The sequence below is a fragment of the Agrobacterium sp. BT-220-3 genome (assembly GCF_025910175.1).
Classification (GTDB): Bacteria; Pseudomonadota; Alphaproteobacteria; order Rhizobiales; family Rhizobiaceae; genus Agrobacterium; species Agrobacterium oryzihabitans.
Genome location: NZ_JAPAIX010000003.1, coordinates 410,094 through 428,158 on the forward strand (window position 1 = coordinate 410,094; position 18,065 = coordinate 428,158).

An 18,065-nucleotide genomic window follows, 5' to 3' on the forward strand; every position below is an offset into this window, starting at 1 on the left:
ACAGTATGCTTAAAAAATAATCGCCGCGTACAGTTTAGGCAAAATTAGTGCGATTCGTCACGAAAATCCCTTGCTGACATCATGGCGAATTTGCAATGTTTACCAGCCGGTCAATTTATCCCCCATCGCCATCACAAGGCAATGGCTGTTATCTTAACCGGCAAAAACGGGAACGGCACAAGCTTTGCTTCGATAAAAACAAAACAGGTGAGGACGACACTTCATGGCGGCGGGTAAGAACTTGACGGTCAATGGCGACCGTCTGTGGGACAGTCTGATGGACATGGCGAAAATCGGCCCCGGCATCGCCGGCGGCAATAATCGCCGCACCCTGACGGATGAGGACGCGCAGGGCCGCAGTCTCTTCCAGCGCTGGTGTGAAGCGGCAGGCCTGACGCTTGGCGTCGACCGCATGGGCACCATGTTCGCCACCCGCCCCGGCGAGGATCCGGACGCGCTTCCCGTTTATATCGGCAGCCACCTCGACACCCAGCCAACCGGCGGCAAATTCGACGGCGTGCTCGGCGTGCTGGCCGGGCTGGAAGTGGTGCGCAGCCTGAACGACCTGAACATCAAGACAAAGCACCCGATCGTCGTCACCAATTGGGCGAACGAGGAAGGCGCACGCTTTGCCCCTGCCATGCTGGCCTCCGGCGTCTTCGCCGGCGTTCACGATCTCGATTACGCCTATGGCCGCACCGATACGGACGGCAAGACCTATGGCGAGGAGCTGAAGCGCATTGGCTGGCTGGGCGAGGAAGAGGTGGGCGCGCGCAAAATGCACGCCTATTTCGAATATCACATCGAACAGGGGCCGATCCTCGAGGCAGAAGGCAAACAGATCGGCGTCGTCACCCATTGCCAGGGCCTGTGGTGGCTGGAAGTGACGCTGACCGGCAAGGAAGCGCATACCGGCTCAACGCCGATGGCGATGCGCGTCAATGCCGGCCTGGCTGCCGCCCGCATTCTCGAAAAGGTGCAGGAAGTGGCGATGGCCCACCAGCCGGGCGCGGTCGCCGGCGTCGGCCAGATGATCTTCACACCCAATTCCCGCAACGTGTTGCCCGGCAAGGTGGTCTTCACCATCGACCTCAGAACTCCCTCACAGGCGAAACTCGACAGCATGCGCGCCATCTTCGAACGCGAGGTGCCTGTTATCGCCGAAGAACTCGGCGTCGGCTGCACGATCGAGGCCATCGGCCATTTCGATCCCGTCACCTTCGATCCGGTGCTGGTCGGCCGCGTGCGCTCTGCCGCGGAAAAACTCGGCTACAGCCACATGGACATCATTTCCGGCGCCGGCCACGATGCCTGCTGGACCGCAAGGGTCGCCCCCTCCACCATGATCTTCTGCCCCTGCGTGGACGGGCTTTCCCACAACGAAGCGGAGGAAATTTCGCCGGAATGGGCCGCCGCGGGCTGCGACGTGCTGCTGCATGCGGTGCTTGAGACTGCGGAGATCGTGGAATGAAAAAAATCTCGCCCTTGGAGCAGAAATTCGAGATGGCGATGTTTGAGATTTATCATCGCGCAAAATCTGAAGCAAAATATAACGCGACGATCTTCTACAACATGCTCCTCAATCGTGGAGGCGTAGCGACAGCCAAAACACTCATCAACGCTGAGCAGCAATCGCAAGGATACACCGCGTTGATGCTCGCGAAGCGTCTTGATTTGACCGTCGAGGCGTTGGTGGTCGAGGACGTCAGATGGCTGGATCTGTTTTCACCCGAAGAAATTAACAAAGCTCGTGACCGCCTACAGGCCAACCAATACGCAGTGAAGATGCGTCGTTCAAAGGTTTAACTCTAAATGGAACGTCAATTATGACCACCATCATCAAGAACGGCACCATCGTCACCGCTGACCTCACCTACAAGGCCGACGTAAAGATCGAAGGCGGCAGGATCACCGAGATCGGACCCGACCTGACCGGCGGGACCGTGCTCGATGCGACGGGATGTTACGTCATGCCCGGCGGCATCGATCCGCATGTGCATCTGGAAATGCCCTTCATGGGCACCTATTCAGCCGATGATTTCGAGAGCGGCACGCGGGCGGCCCTTGCCGGCGGCACGACCATGGTGGTGGATTTCTGCCTGCCCGAGCCCGGCCAGTCGCTGCTCGATGCCCTGCAAAGATGGGACAACAAGGCGACGCGCGCCAATTGCGATTACTCCTTCCATATGGCCGTTACCTGGTGGGGCGAGCAGGTCTTCAACGAGATGAAGACGGTCGTTCAGGAAAAGGGCATCAACTCGTTCAAGCACTTCATGGCCTATAAGGGCGCGCTGATGGTGAATGACGACGAGATGTTCGCCTCCTTCTCGCGCTGCGCCGAACTTGGCGCCATTCCCTTCGTGCATGCGGAAAACGGCGATATCGTCGCGCAGATGCAGGAAAAGCTGATGGCGGAAGGCAATGTCGGCCCCGAGGCGCATGCCTATTCCCGGCCCCCCTCCGTCGAAGGCGAGGCCACCAACCGCGCCATCATCATCGCCGATATGGCGGGTGCGCCGCTTTATGTCGTCCATACGTCGTGTGAACAGGCGCATGAAGCGATCCGCCGCGCGCGTCAGAACGGCATGCGCGTTTATGGCGAACCGCTGATCCAGCACCTGATCCTAGACGAGAGCGAATATGCCAATGCCGACTGGGATCATGCTGCCCGTCGGGTCATGTCGCCACCCTTCCGCAACCGGCAGCATCAGGACAGCCTCTGGGCAGGTCTCGCCTCCGGCTCGCTGCAATGCGTGGCGACCGACCATTGCGCCTTCACCACCGAGCAGAAACGCTTCGGCCTCGGTGATTTCCGCAAGATCCCCAATGGCACCGGTGGGCTGGAAGATCGCATGCCACTGCTCTGGACCCATGGCGTGGCGACCGGCCGCCTGACGATGAACGAATTCGTCGCCGTGACCTCCACCAATATTGCGAAGATCCTGAACATCTATCCCAAAAAGGGCGCGATCCTCGTTGGCAGCGATGCCGATATCGTCGTCTGGGACCCGCAACTGACGAAGACAATCAGCGCAACGAGCCAGCAATCGGCCATCGATTACAACGTGTTCGAAGGGCAAAAGGTCAAGGGCCTGCCGCGCTTCACCCTGTCGCGCGGTCTCGTCAGCATCGAGGAGGCCACCATCGAAACACAGGAAGGCCACGGCCGGTTCGTCGCCCGCGCACCCAACCCCGCGGTCAGCCGGGCGCTTTCCACATGGAAGGAACTTGTCGCACCCCGCAAGGTGGAGCGCACAGGCATTCCGGCATCGGGTGTATGACCGTGAGCACTGATCCGAAACGCGAAATCGTCATCGCCGCGGCCGTTCTCCTGAACGAACGACGACAAATGCTGGTGGTGCGCAAACGCGGCACCACACAATTCATGCAGCCGGGCGGCAAGATCGATCCGGGCGAAACGCCTGAGGAGGCGCTCCACCGCGAACTTGCCGAGGAAATCGGCCTGGCGCTTCCTGAAAATGCCGCGCGATATGAGGGTGTCTTTCGCGAGGAGGCCGCCAATGAAACGGGCGCGGACGTCGTCGCCCATGCCTTCGTCGCCCAGCTGGATACCGATGTCGTCCCGCAGGCGGAGATAGAGGAGGTGCGCTGGCTCGATGTCGATGCGGCCTCCGATCTGCCGATCGCCAAACTCACGGAAACCCGCATGCTGCCGCTGGCGCGCGCGGCCCTGACGGAAAGTGGAAACAAGCCAAGATGAACCAGGCCTCGTCCTATTCCGTCGTTTCCGCCAGAAATCTCGGCCTCACCTTCGAAACGGGCGATGGCCCGGTGCATGCACTCTCCAATGTCGACCTGGAGGTCGGCAAGGGCGATTTCGTCTCCTTCATCGGCCCTTCCGGCTGCGGCAAGACCACCTTTCTGCGGGTCATCGCCGATCTGGAAAAACACACATCCGGCGATATCACCGTCAACGGCACCACGCCGGAAAACGCCCGTAGGGATCGCTCCTACGGTTACGTCTTTCAGGCCGCCGCCCTTTATCCCTGGCGCAGCATCGAAAAGAACATCGCCCTGCCGCTCGAAATCATGGGTTACACGAAGGCCGAACAGAAGGAGCGCATCGAACGCACGCTCGATCTCGTCAATCTCAGCGGTTTCAGCAAGAAATACCCCTGGCAGCTTTCCGGCGGCATGCAGCAGCGCGCCTCCATCGCCCGCGCGCTCGCCTTCGATGCCGACCTGCTGCTGATGGACGAACCTTTCGGCGCGCTGGACGAGATCGTCCGCGACCATCTCAACGAGCAGCTGCTGAAACTCTGGGATACGACCGGCAAGACCATCTGCTTCGTCACCCATTCCATTCCGGAAGCGGTTTATCTCTCGACCAAGATCGTCGTCATGTCGCCGCGCCCCGGCCGGGTGACGGACGTGATCACGTCCACGCTGCCACGGGAAAGGCCGCTTGAGATCAGGGAGACGCCGGAGTTTCTGGCGATTGCGCATCGCGTGCGTGAGGGGCTGAAGGCGGGGCATAGCTATGAGGGGTGAGGTCATCGCCAGCATTACCCCCCTCTGCCCTGCCGGGCATCTCCCCCTCAAGGGGGGAGATCGACCTGCGGCGAGGTCTCGACCATCTCGACACTTGAGAATGAAATGGCGGAATAGCCTCCTGCTGATCTCCCCCCTTGAGGGGGAGATGTCCGGCAGGACAGAGGGGGGTAAGCCGCACCCTCGAAGTGAGCGACGGAGCGAAAACCCATGACCCTCATCCGCCACCGCATCCTCCCCATCGTAACCGTCCTCCTCGCCATCCTCATCCTCTGGCACCTCGCCGTCGTCTACCTCAACATGCCCTTCGCCCGCGACCAGGCCACCCGCGCCGGTCAAACACCGGGCTTCTTCGAACTCCTGCCGCAAACCTTCGCCCAGGAACGCCCTGTCCTCCCCGCCCCGCACCAGATCGTCGCGGAACTGTGGGACACCACCGCCAACAAGGCGATCACTTCCAAGCGCAGCCTCATCTATCACGCCGGCGTCACGCTCTCGGCCACGCTCCTTGGTTTCGCCATCGGCGCGGTACTCGGCATCCTCTTGGCCGTTGCCATCATCCACAACCGCGCCATGGATCGTTCGGTCATGCCGTGGATCATCGCCAGCCAGACCATCCCGATCCTTGCCGTCGCGCCGATGATCATCGTCGTCCTGAACTCCATCGGTATTTCGGGGCTGCTGCCGAAGGCGCTGATCTCCACCTATCTTTCCTTCTTCCCCATCGTCGTCGGCATGGTGAAGGGCCTCAGAAGCCCTGAAACCATCCAGCTGGACCTGATGCACACCTATAATGCCTCACCTAGCCAGATCTTCTGGAAGCTGCGCTGGCCCTCGGCCCTGCCCTATCTCTTCACGTCGCTGAAGATCGCCATCGCCATCGCGCTTGTCGGCGCCATCGTCGGTGAATTGCCGACAGGCGCCGTCGCAGGGCTCGGCGCGCGCCTGCTTTCCGGCTCCTATTACGGCCAGACGGTGCAGATATGGGCGGCGCTGTTCATGGCCGCCGGTGTCGCCGCCATTCTGGTGTCGATCATCGGCATTGCTCACGCGGCCGTCCTCAAGAGAATGGGAGCCCGGCCATGACCCATCCCGGCTGGTTTTTCGGCGCGATCCTGTTCTGGCTTGCCGCCTGGGCCTTCAACGAATGGCTGGTACGTCGCAAATTCTTCTCGCCAGCGATAAAGCGCATCAGCCGCATGGCCGTGCCGCTCCTCTTCGGGCTGGCCATTCTCGCGCTCTGGGAAGGCGTGGTGCGCGGTTTTGCCGTGCCGCCCATCCTGCTGCCGGCACCGAGCGCCATCCTTGCGCGCCTTCTCACGTCCCTGCCGATCCTCTGGGCGGATTTCCGCCAGACCTTCCTCAAATCGGTGCTGACGGGTTATGTGCTCGGCTGCGGTCTTGGCTTTATCGTCGCCATCCTCATCGACCGCTCGCCCTTCCTGCAGCGCGGACTGCTGCCCATCGGCAATTTCGTCTCCGCTCTGCCTGTCGTCGGCATCGCGCCTATCATGGTCATGTGGTTCGGCTTCGACTGGCAGTCAAAAGTGGCCGTCGTCGTCATCATGACCTTTTTCCCGATGCTGGTGAACACGGTTCAGGGGCTTGCCGCCTCCAGCCACATGGAGCGCGATCTCATGCGCACCTATGCCGCCGGCTGGTGGCCGACGCTGATAAAACTGCGTCTGCCCGCCGCCTGGCCCTTCATCTTCAATGCACTGAAGATCAACTCAACGCTCGCGCTGATCGGCGCCATCGTCGCCGAATTCTTCGGCACGCCCATCGTCGGCATGGGTTTCCGCATCTCGGCGGAAATGGGCCGCAGCAATGTCGATATGGTCTGGGCCGAAATCGCGGTCGCCGCGCTCGCGGGCTCAGGCTTTTACGGTCTGGTGGCGCTCGCAGAGCGCGCCGTCACCTTCTGGCATCCGTCCGTCCGTGGGGGACGAACGTAAATAACGAAAAAGGGAACAGCGATGAAAATGAAACTTGCATCCATGCTTCTTGCCGGCGCGTCAGTCCTGACGGCGGTGAGCGCCGAGGCCGCCGACAAGATCACCCTGCAGCTGAAATGGGTGACGCAGGCGCAGTTCGCCGGTTATTACGTCGCCAAGGATAAAGGCTTCTACGAAGCGGAAGGCCTCGATGTCGACATCAAGCCGGGCGGCCCGGATATCGCGCCTGCACAGGTTCTGGCCGGCGGCGGCGCGGATGTCATCGTCGACTGGATGCCCTCGGCACTCGCCACCCGTGAAAAGGGCGTCCCTCTCGTCAACATCGCCCAGCCTTTCAAGACCTCCGGCATGATGCTGACCTGCCTCAAGGAAACCGGCGTCACCAAGCCCGATGACTTCAAGGGCAAGACACTCGGCGTCTGGTTCTTCGGCAATGAGTATCCGTTCCTCTCGTGGATGGCGCATCTGAAAATCCCGACCACCGGCGGCGCGGATGGCGTCACCGTCCTCAAACAGGGCTTCAACGTCGATCCGCTGCTGCAGAAACAGGCCGCCTGCATTTCCACCATGACCTATAATGAATATTGGCAGGTCATTGATGCCGGCATCAAGCCGGAGGAACTCGTCACCTTCAAATACGAGGCGGAAGGCGTGGCGACGCTGGAAGACGGTCTCTACGTTCTGGAAGACAAGCTGAAGGACGCCAAGTTCAAGGAAGACATGGTCAAATTCGTCCGCGCTTCCATGAAGGGCTGGAAATGGGCGGAAGAAAACCCGGACGATGCGGCCGACATCGTGCTGGAAAACGACGCCTCCGGCGCACAGACCGAAAAACACCAGAAGCGCATGATGGGCGAAGTGGCAAAACTGACAGCCGGCTCGAAGGGCGCACTCGACAAGGCGGACTACGAACGGACGGTGAAAACCCTGCTGGGCGGCGGTTCCGATCCGGTCATCACCAAGGAACCTTCCGGCGCTTTCACCACCGAAATCACCGATGCGGCGCTGAAATAGTAAAATCGAACCCGAACGCATGGAACGCGCGGCCCCGTCCGCGCGTTTCTTTTTTCGCTGGTGACGTATTTGACGAATTACAATATCCCAACCTATACAAAAATGTATATCAAGCATCGCAGCTATGCGGATTGATTTGCACGACAACAACAATTAGAGTCCCGCCCACAAGACTGCCAGATTTGATCTTGTAAGAAAAGCACAGGGCAAAGTGCTGAAGATTCGCGTTGAGGGGCGTTCGAATCGGGAGGATCGAAAAGGAAGTATTGTGATCCCTTGTTTCACATTCGTTTCAGCATGACCTTCTAATATACGCCGCAAGGCTGCAGGACATGCGATCGAATATTGCGCGAGCCAAGACACATGCAGCATAGATTTACGTTTAACCGCTTTGTTTTCCTTCTTCTTTCCGCAACGGCCCTGCCCCTTTCGGCAGCCGCCGAAGGCGAAGCACAGGCACCGGTCAAACAGCAGAACCTCCCCTCCATCATCGTCGCACATGCCAAGACACGCGATCTCGTCGACCGTATCATCGCCACGGGCACCATCCGCCCCGTGGACGAAATATACGTCCAGCCGCTGGTCGATGGGCTGTCGATCGATGAGCTGAACGTCGATATTGGTGACAGGGTCGAGGCCAATGCGGTTCTCGCCGTGCTGTCTTCCGACAGTCTTCTTCTGCAAAAGAGCCAGCTTGAGGCCAACAAGGCCAAGGCCGAGGCCTCTGTCACCCAGTCGAAGGCGCAGGTGCTGGAAGCCCAGGCCAATCTGGCCGACGCCCTTCGCCAGCGCGACCGCGCCGCAAAGCTCGGCCAGAGCGGCTCGGGTTCGGTTTCCGAAACGGAAAAGACGGAGGCCGCCGCCCAGGTTGCGCAGGCCCGTCTCGACGCGGCCAAACAGGCCGTTTCCGCCGGAGAGGCTGACAGCAAGGTCGTCGACGCGCAGATAGACGATGTCAATCTGAAGCTGACGCGGACGGGTGTGAAAACCCCTGTCGCCGGCATCGTATCGGCCAAGAATGCCAAGGTCGGGGCCATTGCCAGCGGCGCCGGCGACCCGCTTTTCACCGTCATCAAGGACGGCGCGATCGAACTTGTCGCCGATCTCTCGGAAACCGACATATTGAAGGTCAAGGTCGGCCAGAAAGCCTATTTGACGGTCGCCGGCGGAGCCAAGAAGATAGAGGGCAAGGTGCGCCTTGTTTCGCCCACCGTCGATCCGGCGACGCGCCTCGGTTCCGTACATGTGGTGCTGCCTGTCGGCAGCCCGGCACGGTCGGGCATGTATGCCAGCGCCGAGATCATCGTTGAAGAAACGAACGCGCTTGCCCTGCCGCTTTCGGCCGTCACCTCCGGGCGTGAAGGCTCGACCACCCGCAAGGTGGAAGACGACGTCGTCAAGCAGGTGAAGATCGAGACCGGTATAGAAGACAGCGGTTTCATCGAGATTGTCAGCGGCCTTGCCGCTGGAGACAAGGTTGTCGAGAAAGCTGGAGCATTCGTGCGTGATGGTGACCGGATAAGACCGGTGGAAGCCCCTGCGGCTGTGTCCAACTGATTGAGGGAATGAAATGAACTTCTCCGCATGGTCAATCCGTAACCCGATTGCGCCGCTGCTCGGCTTCGCGCTTTTGATGTTCCTCGGCATGCAGGCGTTTTATGCGCTGCCGATCACCCGTTTTCCGAATATCGACGTTCCCGTCGTCGCCGTCACCGTGACCCAGAGCGGCGCTTCGCCCTCCGAGCTCGAAATGCAGGTGACGAAGGAAATCGAAGACGCCGTCGCCGCCATCAGCGGCGTCGACGAAATCCAGTCCACCGTCGTTGACGGCCAGTCGACGACAACGGTCGTCTTCCGCATCGAAAAGCCGACGGAAGAGGCGGTTCAGGACACCAAGGACGCCATCGACAAGATCCGCAGCGATCTGCCGGCCGATATCGAAGTGCCTGTTGTCAGCAAGATCGACGTCGAAGGCCAGGCTATTCAGACCTTCGCCGTCTCTTCGCCGAACATGACGCTGGAAGAACTGTCCTGGTTCGTGGATGACACCATCAAGCGCGCGCTGCAGGGCAAATCCGGCATCGGCAAGGTCGACCGTTACGGCGGTGCGGACCGCGAGGTGCGCGTTTCGCTCAGCCCCGAAAAGCTCGACGCCTACGGTATCACCGCCACCGAGGTGAACAGCCAGCTGCGCGGCACCAACATCGATCTCGGCTCCGGCCGCGGCCAGGTGGGCGGCAACGAGCAGACGATCCGCACGCTCGGCGATACACGCGACGTCACCCAGCTCGCCAATACCACCATCGCACTCTCCAATGGCCGCTTCGTGAAGCTTTCCGAACTCGGCACGGTCAGTGACACCTATGAGGAGCAGAAGTCCTTCTCGCGGTTCAATGGCAACCCCGCCGTCACCTTCGCGGTGTTCCGCTCCAAGGGCGCCAGCGAGGTTTCGGTTGCCGAAACCGTGGCGGAAAGCCTCGACCAGGTCCGCAAGGATCATCCCGACGTCTCGATCCAGATGGTCGATGACGCCGTCTATTTCACCTATGGCAACTACAAGGCCGCGCTCGACACGCTGATCGAAGGCGCAATCCTCGCCGTCATCGTGGTTCTGCTCTTCCTCAGGAACTGGCGCGCAACCCTGATTGCCGCCGTCGCCCTGCCGCTTTCCGCGATCCCGACCTTCTGGATCATGGACCTGATGGGCTTCTCGCTCAATCTCGTCAGCTTCCTCGCCCTGACGCTCGCCACGGGTATCCTCGTGGACGACGCCATCGTGGAAATCGAGAACATTGCCCGCCACATCAAGATGGGCAAGACACCCTATCGTGCGGCACTCGAAGCGGCGGATGAAATCGGCCTCGCCGTCATCGCCACCAGCTTCACCATCATCGCCGTCTTCGTGCCGGTGTCGTTCATGCCCGGCATTCCCGGCCAGTACTTCATCCAGTTCGGCCTGACGGTCGCCTTCTCGGTGTTCTTCTCGCTGGCGGTGGCCCGCCTCATCACGCCGCTGATGGCGGCCTATCTGATGCGCGCCGAAGATGCGATGGACGACCATGCCGACAATGACGGCTGGCTGATGAAATCCTATACGCGCATGGTTTCCGCCACCACCCGCAAGTGGTGGGCGCGTTACCTGACGCTGCTCGGCGCCATCGGCTTTCTGGTCGCATCCGTCTATCTTCTGAGCCAGGTGCCGGGCAGCTTCCTGCCGCCGGACGACGCCTCACGCGTGACGCTTTCGGTGGAACTGCCACCCAATGCGACGCTGGACGAAACCGACCGGACAACGACCGCGATCAACCACGCCATCCGCGATATCGACGGTGTGGAAAGCGTCTTCATCCTCGGCGGCGCTTCGCCCAAGGGCGATCTGGAGCTTCGCCGCGCCACGGTCAATGTCATCCTCGAGCATATTGATCACTCGCTGCTGAAAACCCTGGTCAACAAGGGTCTCGGCTCCCTTCCGCTTATCGGCGAGTATCTGCCGAAGGTGGAGGAAAAGGGCCGCCTCCGTCCGCAATGGGATGTGGAGCGGGATATTTTCGCCAAGGTCCGCACCATCCCGGATGTGCGCATCATCAAGCTGAACGACCGTGCGGAACGGGAACTGAGCTTCAACTTCCTCTCGTCGAACGAAAAGGATCTGAACGACGCCGTCGGTGTTCTTGAAAGCCGTCTGCGCGCTTCGCCCATCCTCGCCAATGTCAGCTCGGAAGGCGCCCTGCCCCGGCCGGAACTGCAGATCCGCCCGCGCAAGGACGAAATCGCCCGCCTCGGCATCACCCCGCAGCAGATTTCGCAGACCGTGCGTGTCGCCACCATCGGCGATATCGACGCACAGCTGACAAAGATTTCGCTGGATGACCGGCAGATCCCGATCCGCGTGCAGGCATCGCTCGATACCCGCCGCGACCTCGCCACCATCCGCGCGCTGAAGATCAAGACAGCCTCGGGATCGCTGGTGCCGCTCTATAGCGTGGCCGATATCGACTATTCGGAAGGTCCAAGCTCGATCAAGCGCAACGACCGCAACCGCGTCGTCTCCATCGGCTCCGACGTTCCCTTCGGCACGGCGCTCGACACCTCGACGGCCGAGTTCAAGCGGATCGTGGCGGAAACCGAGCTGCCGGCAAGCGTTCGCCTTGCCGAAAGCGGCGATGCCAAGGTGCAGGGCGAAATGCAGCAGGGCTTCGTCAACGCCATGCTGCTCGGCCTGATGCTGGTGCTGGTGGTGCTCATCCTCCTGTTCAAGGATGTCATCCAGCCCTTCACCATCCTGTTCTCGCTGCCGCTTGCTATTGGCGGCGTGGCGGTCGCGCTCATCATCACGCAGAACGCGCTGTCCATGCCCGTTCTCATCGGCATCCTGATGCTGATGGGCATCGTGACGAAAAACGCCATCCTGCTGGTGGACTTCGCCATCGAAATGCGTCGTCATGGCATGGAACGGGTCCATGCCATGGTCGAGGCGGGCCGCAAGCGCGCCCGCCCGATCATCATGACCTCCATCGCCATGTCGGCGGGCATGCTGCCCTCCGCACTCGGCGTCGGCGAAGGCGGCTCCTTCCGCGCACCGATGGCAATCGCGGTGATCGGCGGCATCATCGTCTCGACGGTGTTGTCCCTGATCGTGGTTCCGGCCTTCTTCCTCATCATGGACGACGTGTCGCGCCTGCTCGCCCACCTCTTCGGCCGCTTCGTCGGCAAGAAGGAAGAGGAGGAAGAGGCTCTCTCCAACGAGAAACTCTCGGAGATCGCCCGCGAAAACAGCCTCGCGCTCTCCTCGCTGGAGGCACGGGTCGCCGGCATGGAAAAGGGCACCGGCGAAAAATCCGGCGACAAGGGCAGCAATATATTGCGGCTGCCGCCGCTCGCTGCGGAGTGAAAGTTAAAGCGCCGGGCCTAGTGCCCGGCGTTTCTTTTTATGGTGAGTTTGCTTATCGCAGGGCGTCGCCGCTGGTTTCTTCTCCCCGCCGGGGAGAAGATGGCCCGAAGGGTCAGATTAGGGGGCACCCTCTCCGCATCCCACCGGCGTTGCCCCCCTCATCCCGCTGCCGCGACCTTCTCCCCCCCGGGGAGAAGAAAGTTGCCGCACCCGCTCGCTCCGCATTCCCCCCTGATCTGAAGCACAGATTCCCAGCCCCACCCCCGACCCCACAACACCAACACCCATTTGATCGAAATCAATTCCCTTTTCGGCCCAGCTGCTAATCTCCCTCCTATCGGGAATTGCCGGTCGAAGGATAATGCGATGAGCTCTTTTCAGATAGGCGTGAGGGAAAAGGAACATCCCCGGTTTCGTATCGCTTCGGAAAACCCGGCAAAAGGTTTGAGCGGGAGCCGGATGGACGTGAACAAGACCGTGAAGCTGAGCAACAGGGACAGGAACATTCTGCTGCGCGCACCCCTGATCGGGATAGCGGATGACGCGGCTGCATTGAAGCTGATGGAGGCGGCCAGCGTCATCAATGTGAACGCCCGCCACGTACTCTTCAAGGAAGGCGAGACGGCGCAATATTTCTACTGCGTTCTGTCGGGTTATGTCAGGCTCTACAGGCTGGACCGGCACGGGCGCGAGGCGGATGTGCGCGTCAGCGGCCCGGGCGAAACCTTCAACGAATGCCTGATTTTCGGCAGCGACAGCTATCGTTACAGCGCGCAGGCGGCGGAAAACTGCACCGTGGCGCGTTTCGAACTCACAAGAATCCGAAGCCTGATCGATCAGGAACCGGCAATCGCCAAGGCTGTCATGCGCTGCCTCTCCAATAGCCTGCTCGGCACCATGGATTGCATCGCCAACGACCGGCTGCAGACCGCGCCGCAGCGCGTCGCCCATTACCTCATCAATCAAGGCCCGCGCGACGCGACATCCTTTTCACTGCGGTTGCCGTTTCAGAAAAGCCTGCTCGCCGGCAAGCTCGGCCTTGCGCCGGAAGCCCTGTCGCGCGCTTTCTCGGCGCTGAAAAAGGCAGGCGTCACCGTGCGCGGACGCATCGTGCAGGTCAATGATGTCGCCGCACTGAAGCAGATCTGAAACATTACCGGGGAGAGGAAGAGGACGGGACACCTGCGGGTATTCCGTCCTCGAATTTTGGTACACCCGATATTAGACCGGCTGCGGCACGAAGCGGAAGCTATCGCCCTCCCGCTCCACACGGAAGAACCCGCCGAGATGACCGCCTGAAACCAGCCAGCCGTGATCGGCAACCTCGGCCAGCGCCTTCAAACGTGTCGAATAGGCAGTTTCGGGATCGATATCATAGACGAAACCAATGCCCGGATCGTCGGCCTGCAACGCACTCACATGCAGCGCATCGCCCCACAATAACAGCCGGTGATCGCCATGGCCGATGAGATAGCCGGTATGTCCCGGCGTATGGCCCGGCATGGCGATGGCCTCCACATCATCCGCCATCTTTCCCGTGGGAATCGGCCGCAGCATGGCGCCGCAAATGTCGAGCAGCCGCGCGGCAAGATCGAAACCGCCCTGCCGGGCGGGCGGCAGGGTCTTTCGCGCCGCCTCGCTGGTGAAGAAGCCGAGATCGGCCTCGGGAACCCATATCTCCGCATTGGGAAAATAAGGCCGGTCGCCATCGATGAGGCCAAGCGCATGGTCGCCGTGAATATGGGTGAGGATGACGCGCGTCACATCGGCCGGCTGAATCCCGGCGGCGATCATCGCCGCGCGGGCATTACCATAGGCTGCACCCCAGGCCGTGCCGCAGCCGGCATCGATCAGCGTCATCCCGTCAGGTCCGGAGAGCGCAAAACAGTTGACGTCCATGTCCACCGTTTCACCCGCGTGCCCCGCGAGAGCCGCTTCCAGGGCGGCCTCGCCCTGCCGGTGGATGAGATGGCCAACCGGCGCCTTGTAGACACCGTCGACGAAGCGGGAAACCTCATACGGACCGAAACGGAAAGATGTCGCCATGTCTCAGAGACCGCCCTGCTCTTTCAGGAAACCGACGATGCGATCGACACCGTCGCCGCGTTTCATGTCGGTGAAGACGAAGGGCATGGCGTTGCGCATGCGGGTCGCATCACTGTCCATCACCGTCAGATCAGCGCCGACATAAGGAGCCAGATCCTTCTTGTTGATGACCAGCAGATCGGAGCGGGTGATGCCCGGGCCGCCCTTGCGGGGAATTTCCTCGCCCTGGCAGACGGAAATGACATAGATGGTGATATCGGCCAGATCGGGCGAAAAGGTCGCGGCGAGATTGTCGCCGCCGGATTCGATGAAGACCACATCGAGATCGGGAAACCGCGCATTGAGCCCGGCAATCGCCTGCAGATTGATCGTCGCATCCTCACGAATGGCCGTATGTGGACATCCGCCCGTCTCGACCCCGACGATACGGTCGGACGGCAGCGCCTGCATGCGCACCAGCGCCTCGGCATCTTCCTTGGTGTAGATATCATTGGTGACGACCGCGACCGAATAATCGGCGCTCATCGCCTTGCAGAGCTTTTCCGTCAACGCCGTCTTGCCAGAACCGACCGGCCCGCCAATGCCGACGCGCAGCGGCCCATTACCCGATTTCATCACGCTGTTCCCTTCGATATGCTTCGGTCTTGTTTCACCATAGTCCCTCAACGGGACGCTTCAAGATATGCAAGGATCGTGCCGCGCGTTTCTTCTCCCCGGCGGGGAGAAGAAACAAGTGGCGACCGCTCGCTCATCAAGACCGGAAAAGCCGGGTGCCCTGTGTTTCATGGCGCATGGCTGCCGTGTCGGCGATGATCGTCGCGCTGCCGAGATCGTCGAGCGTGGATTGCATTGCCCGCGCCGCCATCTCCGCGATGATCGCCTCACTTGCGGCCAGAATGGTGACGCCATCCTTCTGTCCCGCAACCCCGAGGCGGATGCCCGCCGAGACGAGCTGCGAAACCCCGGCATGCAAAAAGGCAGCAATCGTTTCCGTGAGCGGCACCGCATGACCGGCAGCCACCGCGCCGACGGCGATGGGATAGGGAACATCCTTCGGCAACAACTCGAGAACCGCATGCGGCCAGGCCCCGGCGGCGGCAACGAAGGCATCACCAAGAAGCACCGTCTCGCGATGGCGCTCCGCCGAACCGGCCAGCGCCCGCGCCAGATCGGCCGTTTCGTTTAAGACAGCGGCGTCCTCACCGTTGCGCCAGGCTTCCGCCAGAAATATCGCGTCGTTCCAGAGACTGCCGTGGCACAGAAGCACCTCCACCCAGCCGAGAAGACCGGCGGCACCGCGAACGCGCCCGTCCTCCACCGCCTTTTCAAGCCCGCCGGAATAGGAAAAACCGCCGACGGGAAAGGCCGGCGACATCCAGGCCATGAGCCGCAGCAGCGCGGCGACGCCGCGATCCTCGCTCACGCCTCAGCCGTGGTCGTGATGGTGGCCATGGCCATGATCATGTCCGTGGGAATGGCCGCCATGGGCGTGATAGGCGCCGCGCGCCGGCTGGAATGGCTCTTCCACCTCACGCACGGTGGCGCCAAGACCTTCCAGCATGGCGCGGATGACGTGGTCGCGAAGGATGAGAATACGCTCTTCCTCGATCTGAGCGGAAAGATGCCGGTTGCCGAGATGCCAGGCAAGTTCGATCAGGTGAAGGCGGTCCTTCGCCTTGATTTCGAACAGCTTTTCATCCGCCGCCCGGACCTCGATCAAATCGCCGTTCTCCACCACCAGAAGATCGCCATGGGCAAACAGCACGGCTTCCTTCAGGTCCAGCATCACCATCTCGTCGTTTTGCAGATGCAGCAGCTTGCGACGCAGATGCCGCTGGTCGTGCGCCAGGGTGACATAACCGGAGGCTTCGTCGGTGGGGGTTCCGGCCGGATGATAGGAGGTGACGCGCAGCATGGAATGATCCGTTTCAGAAACTGTCTTGGGGGTCTGATTTTTGCCGGATAGGCGGGGTGATTTCAAGGTGAATGAATGCAGGGCATGAAAAAGGTCGGCATTGCCGGCGTAAAGACTTGAGGCGTCCGGCAACTTCTCCTCCGTCATGCCGGACTGGATCCGGCATCCAGCCACGGCGCGTCTGCGCCGTGAGAGGAGTCTTTCGCGATCAAGGACTTGATCGCGCTGGACCCCGGATCTAGTCCGGGGTGACGATGTGCGGATGAGGCGGCACCGCGAACGACAATCACGTCCCAGAAAACGAAAAAAGCCCGGCATTGCCGCCGGGCCTTCGCAATAATCTTGAAACCAAAATCAGGCCGCAGCGCGCGCCTTCAGGTTTTCCAGAATGTTCTGCGGCGAGGAAACGCCGTAAGGGTCGGTATCGCAATTGTCCGAATAACCCTCTTCCTCGAACCACTGCTCCACCAGACCGTCGTTGATGACGGCGGCGTAACGCCAGGAGCGCATGCCGAAGCCGAGATTGTCCTTGGCGACCAGCATGCCCATCTTGCGGGTGAACTCGCCCGAACCATCCGGAATAACCTTGACGTTTTCGAGGTTCTGGCCCTTTGCCCAGGCATTCATGACGAAGGCGTCATTGACCGACAGGCAATAGATTTCATCGACGCCGAGCGCGCGGAATTCGCCAGCCAGCTTTTCGAAATCGGGAAGCTGGTAGGTCGAGCATGTCGGCGTGAAGGCGCCGGGCAGCGAGAAGAGAACGACTCGTCTGCCCCCAAAATAATCGTCGGAGGTCATGTCCTGCCAACGGAACGGGTTGGGGCCACCAACGGCCTCGTCGCGAACGCGCGTGCGGAAGGTTACGGCGGGCACTTTTTTGCCGAGCATGTCTTGTCTCCTGATCTGTCTTCAATTTTCTGGCGTTTTGCGCGGATCGCCTGGGATCGCTCCGCGCGGAATTCTTTTGCGGCTTCCATAGCGCAAGATGCATTGCGGTGCAGCATAAAAATCGGATTACCAGACGTCAAATGAACGAAACATCGCCCCGGCCGAAGATCAATTGTGCAGCGCCACCGACCAGCGCAGCAGTGGCGGCAATGGTGTCCACCAGCCTGTGCGAATGCCGGCCTCACGCAACATGGCGGCAGACCATGTGTTGCAGCCGGCCAACGCATTGAACCAGCCATTCGCCTCGAAAAAAGCGTCGTTGAGACCATAGGCGACACCGGGGACAAGCTGAACCTTGCCATCTTTCCGGACGAAACTCGCCCTGACACCGGCGAGAAGGCGCTGATACCCCGCTTCGGAAATGCGAAGTCGTTTCACCCCGGAGAGATCGGCGGGAAAGTCCCCCGTCACATCCACATGCATCACCGAGTGATCCAGCGTCAGCGAGCGCAGGACCGGCATGGGTTTGAGATCCGCCCAGGTGGGCGTCTGCGTATAAAACGACCGGCCGCCCCAGCCGAATATTAGATAGACAGCGGCCGGATGATTGACCGCAATACCGTCCTCCTGCAACTCGGAAAAGACCCGCCGCAGATCCTCATCGACCGGCAGGGCGATATCGGTGTGGATCGGATTGGACAGCAGCAGAATTTCGCGATCCTTCACGCCACCCGTATCGTCAGCGAAAAACGGGCGCGGCACGACGGTACCGAGCACAAGAAGCAGGATGATCAGCAGCAGGCCACCGCCGATCGACCTTGTGATAAATCTCAACACGAAA

17 protein-coding genes are annotated in these 18,065 nt (G+C 60.9%); 11 read left to right on the forward strand and 6 right to left on the reverse strand.

The window, feature by feature from the left end; all coding sequences use genetic code 11:
* Positions 1-223: 223 nt before the first annotated feature.
* From OK142_RS12335 to OK142_RS12385, 11 genes are all read left to right on the forward strand, one after another.
* Positions 224-1,471 (forward strand): Zn-dependent hydrolase, encoded by a 1,248-nt coding sequence (locus OK142_RS12335; protein WP_498683004.1) that lies wholly within the window; start codon positions 224-226, stop codon positions 1,469-1,471.
* Positions 1,468-1,806: a hypothetical protein gene (locus tag OK142_RS12340; protein WP_498683005.1), complete on the forward strand. Its 339-nt coding sequence runs from the start codon at positions 1,468-1,470 to the stop codon at positions 1,804-1,806. Before OK142_RS12335 ends, OK142_RS12340 begins: the two co-directional genes overlap by 4 nt.
* 20 nt (positions 1,807-1,826) lie before the next feature.
* On the forward strand, positions 1,827-3,281 hold the full coding sequence (gene hydA, locus OK142_RS12345; RefSeq protein WP_498683006.1) for a dihydropyrimidinase: 1,455 nt from the start codon (positions 1,827-1,829) through the stop codon (positions 3,279-3,281).
* Positions 3,278-3,721: an NUDIX hydrolase gene (locus OK142_RS12350; protein WP_003491709.1), complete on the forward strand. Its 444-nt coding sequence runs from the start codon at positions 3,278-3,280 to the stop codon at positions 3,719-3,721. Before hydA ends, OK142_RS12350 begins: the two co-directional genes overlap by 4 nt.
* Complete coding sequence (locus tag OK142_RS12355; protein ID WP_003491711.1) at positions 3,718-4,512, forward strand: ABC transporter ATP-binding protein; 795 nt, start codon at positions 3,718-3,720, stop codon at positions 4,510-4,512. The genes OK142_RS12350 and OK142_RS12355 overlap by 4 nt, the downstream gene beginning before the upstream one ends.
* Positions 4,513-4,722: 210 nt before the next feature.
* Positions 4,723-5,598: an ABC transporter permease gene (locus OK142_RS12360; protein WP_498683008.1), complete on the forward strand. Its 876-nt coding sequence runs from the start codon at positions 4,723-4,725 to the stop codon at positions 5,596-5,598.
* Positions 5,595-6,467, forward strand: a complete 873-nt coding sequence (locus tag OK142_RS12365) for an ABC transporter permease (RefSeq protein WP_003491714.1) — start codon at positions 5,595-5,597, stop codon at positions 6,465-6,467. Before OK142_RS12360 ends, OK142_RS12365 begins: the two co-directional genes overlap by 4 nt.
* Before the next feature lie 21 nt (positions 6,468-6,488).
* Entirely contained in the window at positions 6,489-7,481 is a 993-nt protein-coding gene (locus OK142_RS12370; RefSeq protein ID WP_498683010.1) for an ABC transporter substrate-binding protein, read from the forward strand.
* A 363-nt stretch (positions 7,482-7,844) separates the two neighbouring features.
* Positions 7,845-9,038, forward strand: a complete 1,194-nt coding sequence (locus OK142_RS12375; RefSeq protein ID WP_498683012.1) for an efflux RND transporter periplasmic adaptor subunit — start codon at positions 7,845-7,847, stop codon at positions 9,036-9,038.
* A 13-nt stretch (positions 9,039-9,051) separates the two neighbouring features.
* Complete coding sequence (locus tag OK142_RS12380) at positions 9,052-12,372, forward strand: efflux RND transporter permease subunit (RefSeq protein ID WP_082182810.1); 3,321 nt, start codon at positions 9,052-9,054, stop codon at positions 12,370-12,372.
* A gap of 459 nt (positions 12,373-12,831) precedes the next feature.
* A complete protein-coding gene (locus tag OK142_RS12385; RefSeq protein WP_035240981.1) occupies positions 12,832-13,521 on the forward strand; it encodes a Crp/Fnr family transcriptional regulator in 690 nt (229 codons plus the stop codon).
* Between the two features lie 72 nt (positions 13,522-13,593).
* Here OK142_RS12385 and aidB read toward each other — a convergent pair whose 3' ends face one another.
* The 6 genes from aidB to OK142_RS12415 all read right to left on the reverse strand — a co-directional run bounded on the left by aidB (position 13,594) and on the right by OK142_RS12415 (position 18,061).
* On the reverse strand, positions 13,594-14,418 hold the full coding sequence (aidB, locus tag OK142_RS12390) for an AidB family quorum-quenching N-acyl homoserine lactonase (protein WP_498683013.1): 825 nt from the start codon (positions 14,416-14,418) through the stop codon (positions 13,594-13,596).
* Between the two features lie 3 nt (positions 14,419-14,421).
* Positions 14,422-15,033, reverse strand: a complete 612-nt coding sequence (gene ureG / locus OK142_RS12395; RefSeq protein ID WP_082182812.1) for an urease accessory protein UreG — start codon at positions 15,031-15,033, stop codon at positions 14,422-14,424.
* 136 nt (positions 15,034-15,169) lie between these two features.
* Positions 15,170-15,841 (reverse strand): urease accessory protein UreF, encoded by a 672-nt coding sequence (locus OK142_RS12400; RefSeq protein WP_498683015.1) that lies wholly within the window; start codon positions 15,839-15,841, stop codon positions 15,170-15,172.
* Positions 15,842-15,844: 3 nt separating this feature from the next.
* Complete coding sequence (gene ureE, locus OK142_RS12405; protein WP_498683016.1) at positions 15,845-16,333, reverse strand: urease accessory protein UreE; 489 nt, start codon at positions 16,331-16,333, stop codon at positions 15,845-15,847.
* Positions 16,334-16,687: 354 nt separating this feature from the next.
* Positions 16,688-17,224 (reverse strand): peroxiredoxin, encoded by a 537-nt coding sequence (locus OK142_RS12410; RefSeq protein ID WP_082182814.1) that lies wholly within the window; start codon positions 17,222-17,224, stop codon positions 16,688-16,690.
* 168 nt (positions 17,225-17,392) lie between these two features.
* Positions 17,393-18,061 carry a TIGR02117 family protein gene (locus tag OK142_RS12415; protein WP_498683018.1) on the reverse strand — a complete coding sequence of 223 codons (669 nt, stop codon included), beginning with the start codon at positions 18,059-18,061 and terminating at the stop codon, positions 17,393-17,395.
* Positions 18,062-18,065 lie beyond the last annotated feature (4 nt).

What these genes read in the sequence shown, in the direction of transcription:
- OK142_RS12335 (WP_498683004.1), top strand. Translation starts at nt 224, where the DNA reads ATGGCGGCGGGTAAGAACTTGACGGTCAATGGCGACCGTCTGTGGGAC.
- OK142_RS12340 (WP_498683005.1), top strand. Translation starts at nt 1,468, where the DNA reads ATGAAAAAAATCTCGCCCTTGGAGCAGAAATTCGAGATGGCGATGTTT.
- hydA (WP_498683006.1), top strand. Translation starts at nt 1,827, where the DNA reads ATGACCACCATCATCAAGAACGGCACCATCGTCACCGCTGACCTCACC.
- OK142_RS12350 (WP_003491709.1), top strand. Translation starts at nt 3,278, where the DNA reads ATGACCGTGAGCACTGATCCGAAACGCGAAATCGTCATCGCCGCGGCC.
- OK142_RS12355 (WP_003491711.1), top strand. Translation starts at nt 3,718, where the DNA reads ATGAACCAGGCCTCGTCCTATTCCGTCGTTTCCGCCAGAAATCTCGGC.
- OK142_RS12360 (WP_498683008.1), top strand. Translation starts at nt 4,723, where the DNA reads ATGACCCTCATCCGCCACCGCATCCTCCCCATCGTAACCGTCCTCCTC.
- OK142_RS12365 (WP_003491714.1), top strand. Translation starts at nt 5,595, where the DNA reads ATGACCCATCCCGGCTGGTTTTTCGGCGCGATCCTGTTCTGGCTTGCC.
- OK142_RS12370 (WP_498683010.1), top strand. Translation starts at nt 6,489, where the DNA reads ATGAAAATGAAACTTGCATCCATGCTTCTTGCCGGCGCGTCAGTCCTG.
- OK142_RS12375 (WP_498683012.1), top strand. Translation starts at nt 7,845, where the DNA reads ATGCAGCATAGATTTACGTTTAACCGCTTTGTTTTCCTTCTTCTTTCC.
- OK142_RS12380 (WP_082182810.1), top strand. Translation starts at nt 9,052, where the DNA reads ATGAACTTCTCCGCATGGTCAATCCGTAACCCGATTGCGCCGCTGCTC.
- OK142_RS12385 (WP_035240981.1), top strand. Translation starts at nt 12,832, where the DNA reads ATGGACGTGAACAAGACCGTGAAGCTGAGCAACAGGGACAGGAACATT.
- aidB (WP_498683013.1), bottom strand. Translation starts at nt 14,418, where the DNA reads ATGGCGACATCTTTCCGTTTCGGTCCGTATGAGGTTTCCCGCTTCGTC.
- ureG (WP_082182812.1), bottom strand. Translation starts at nt 15,033, where the DNA reads ATGAAATCGGGTAATGGGCCGCTGCGCGTCGGCATTGGCGGGCCGGTC.
- ureE (WP_498683016.1), bottom strand. Translation starts at nt 16,333, where the DNA reads ATGCTGCGCGTCACCTCCTATCATCCGGCCGGAACCCCCACCGACGAA.
- OK142_RS12410 (WP_082182814.1), bottom strand. Translation starts at nt 17,224, where the DNA reads ATGCTCGGCAAAAAAGTGCCCGCCGTAACCTTCCGCACGCGCGTTCGC.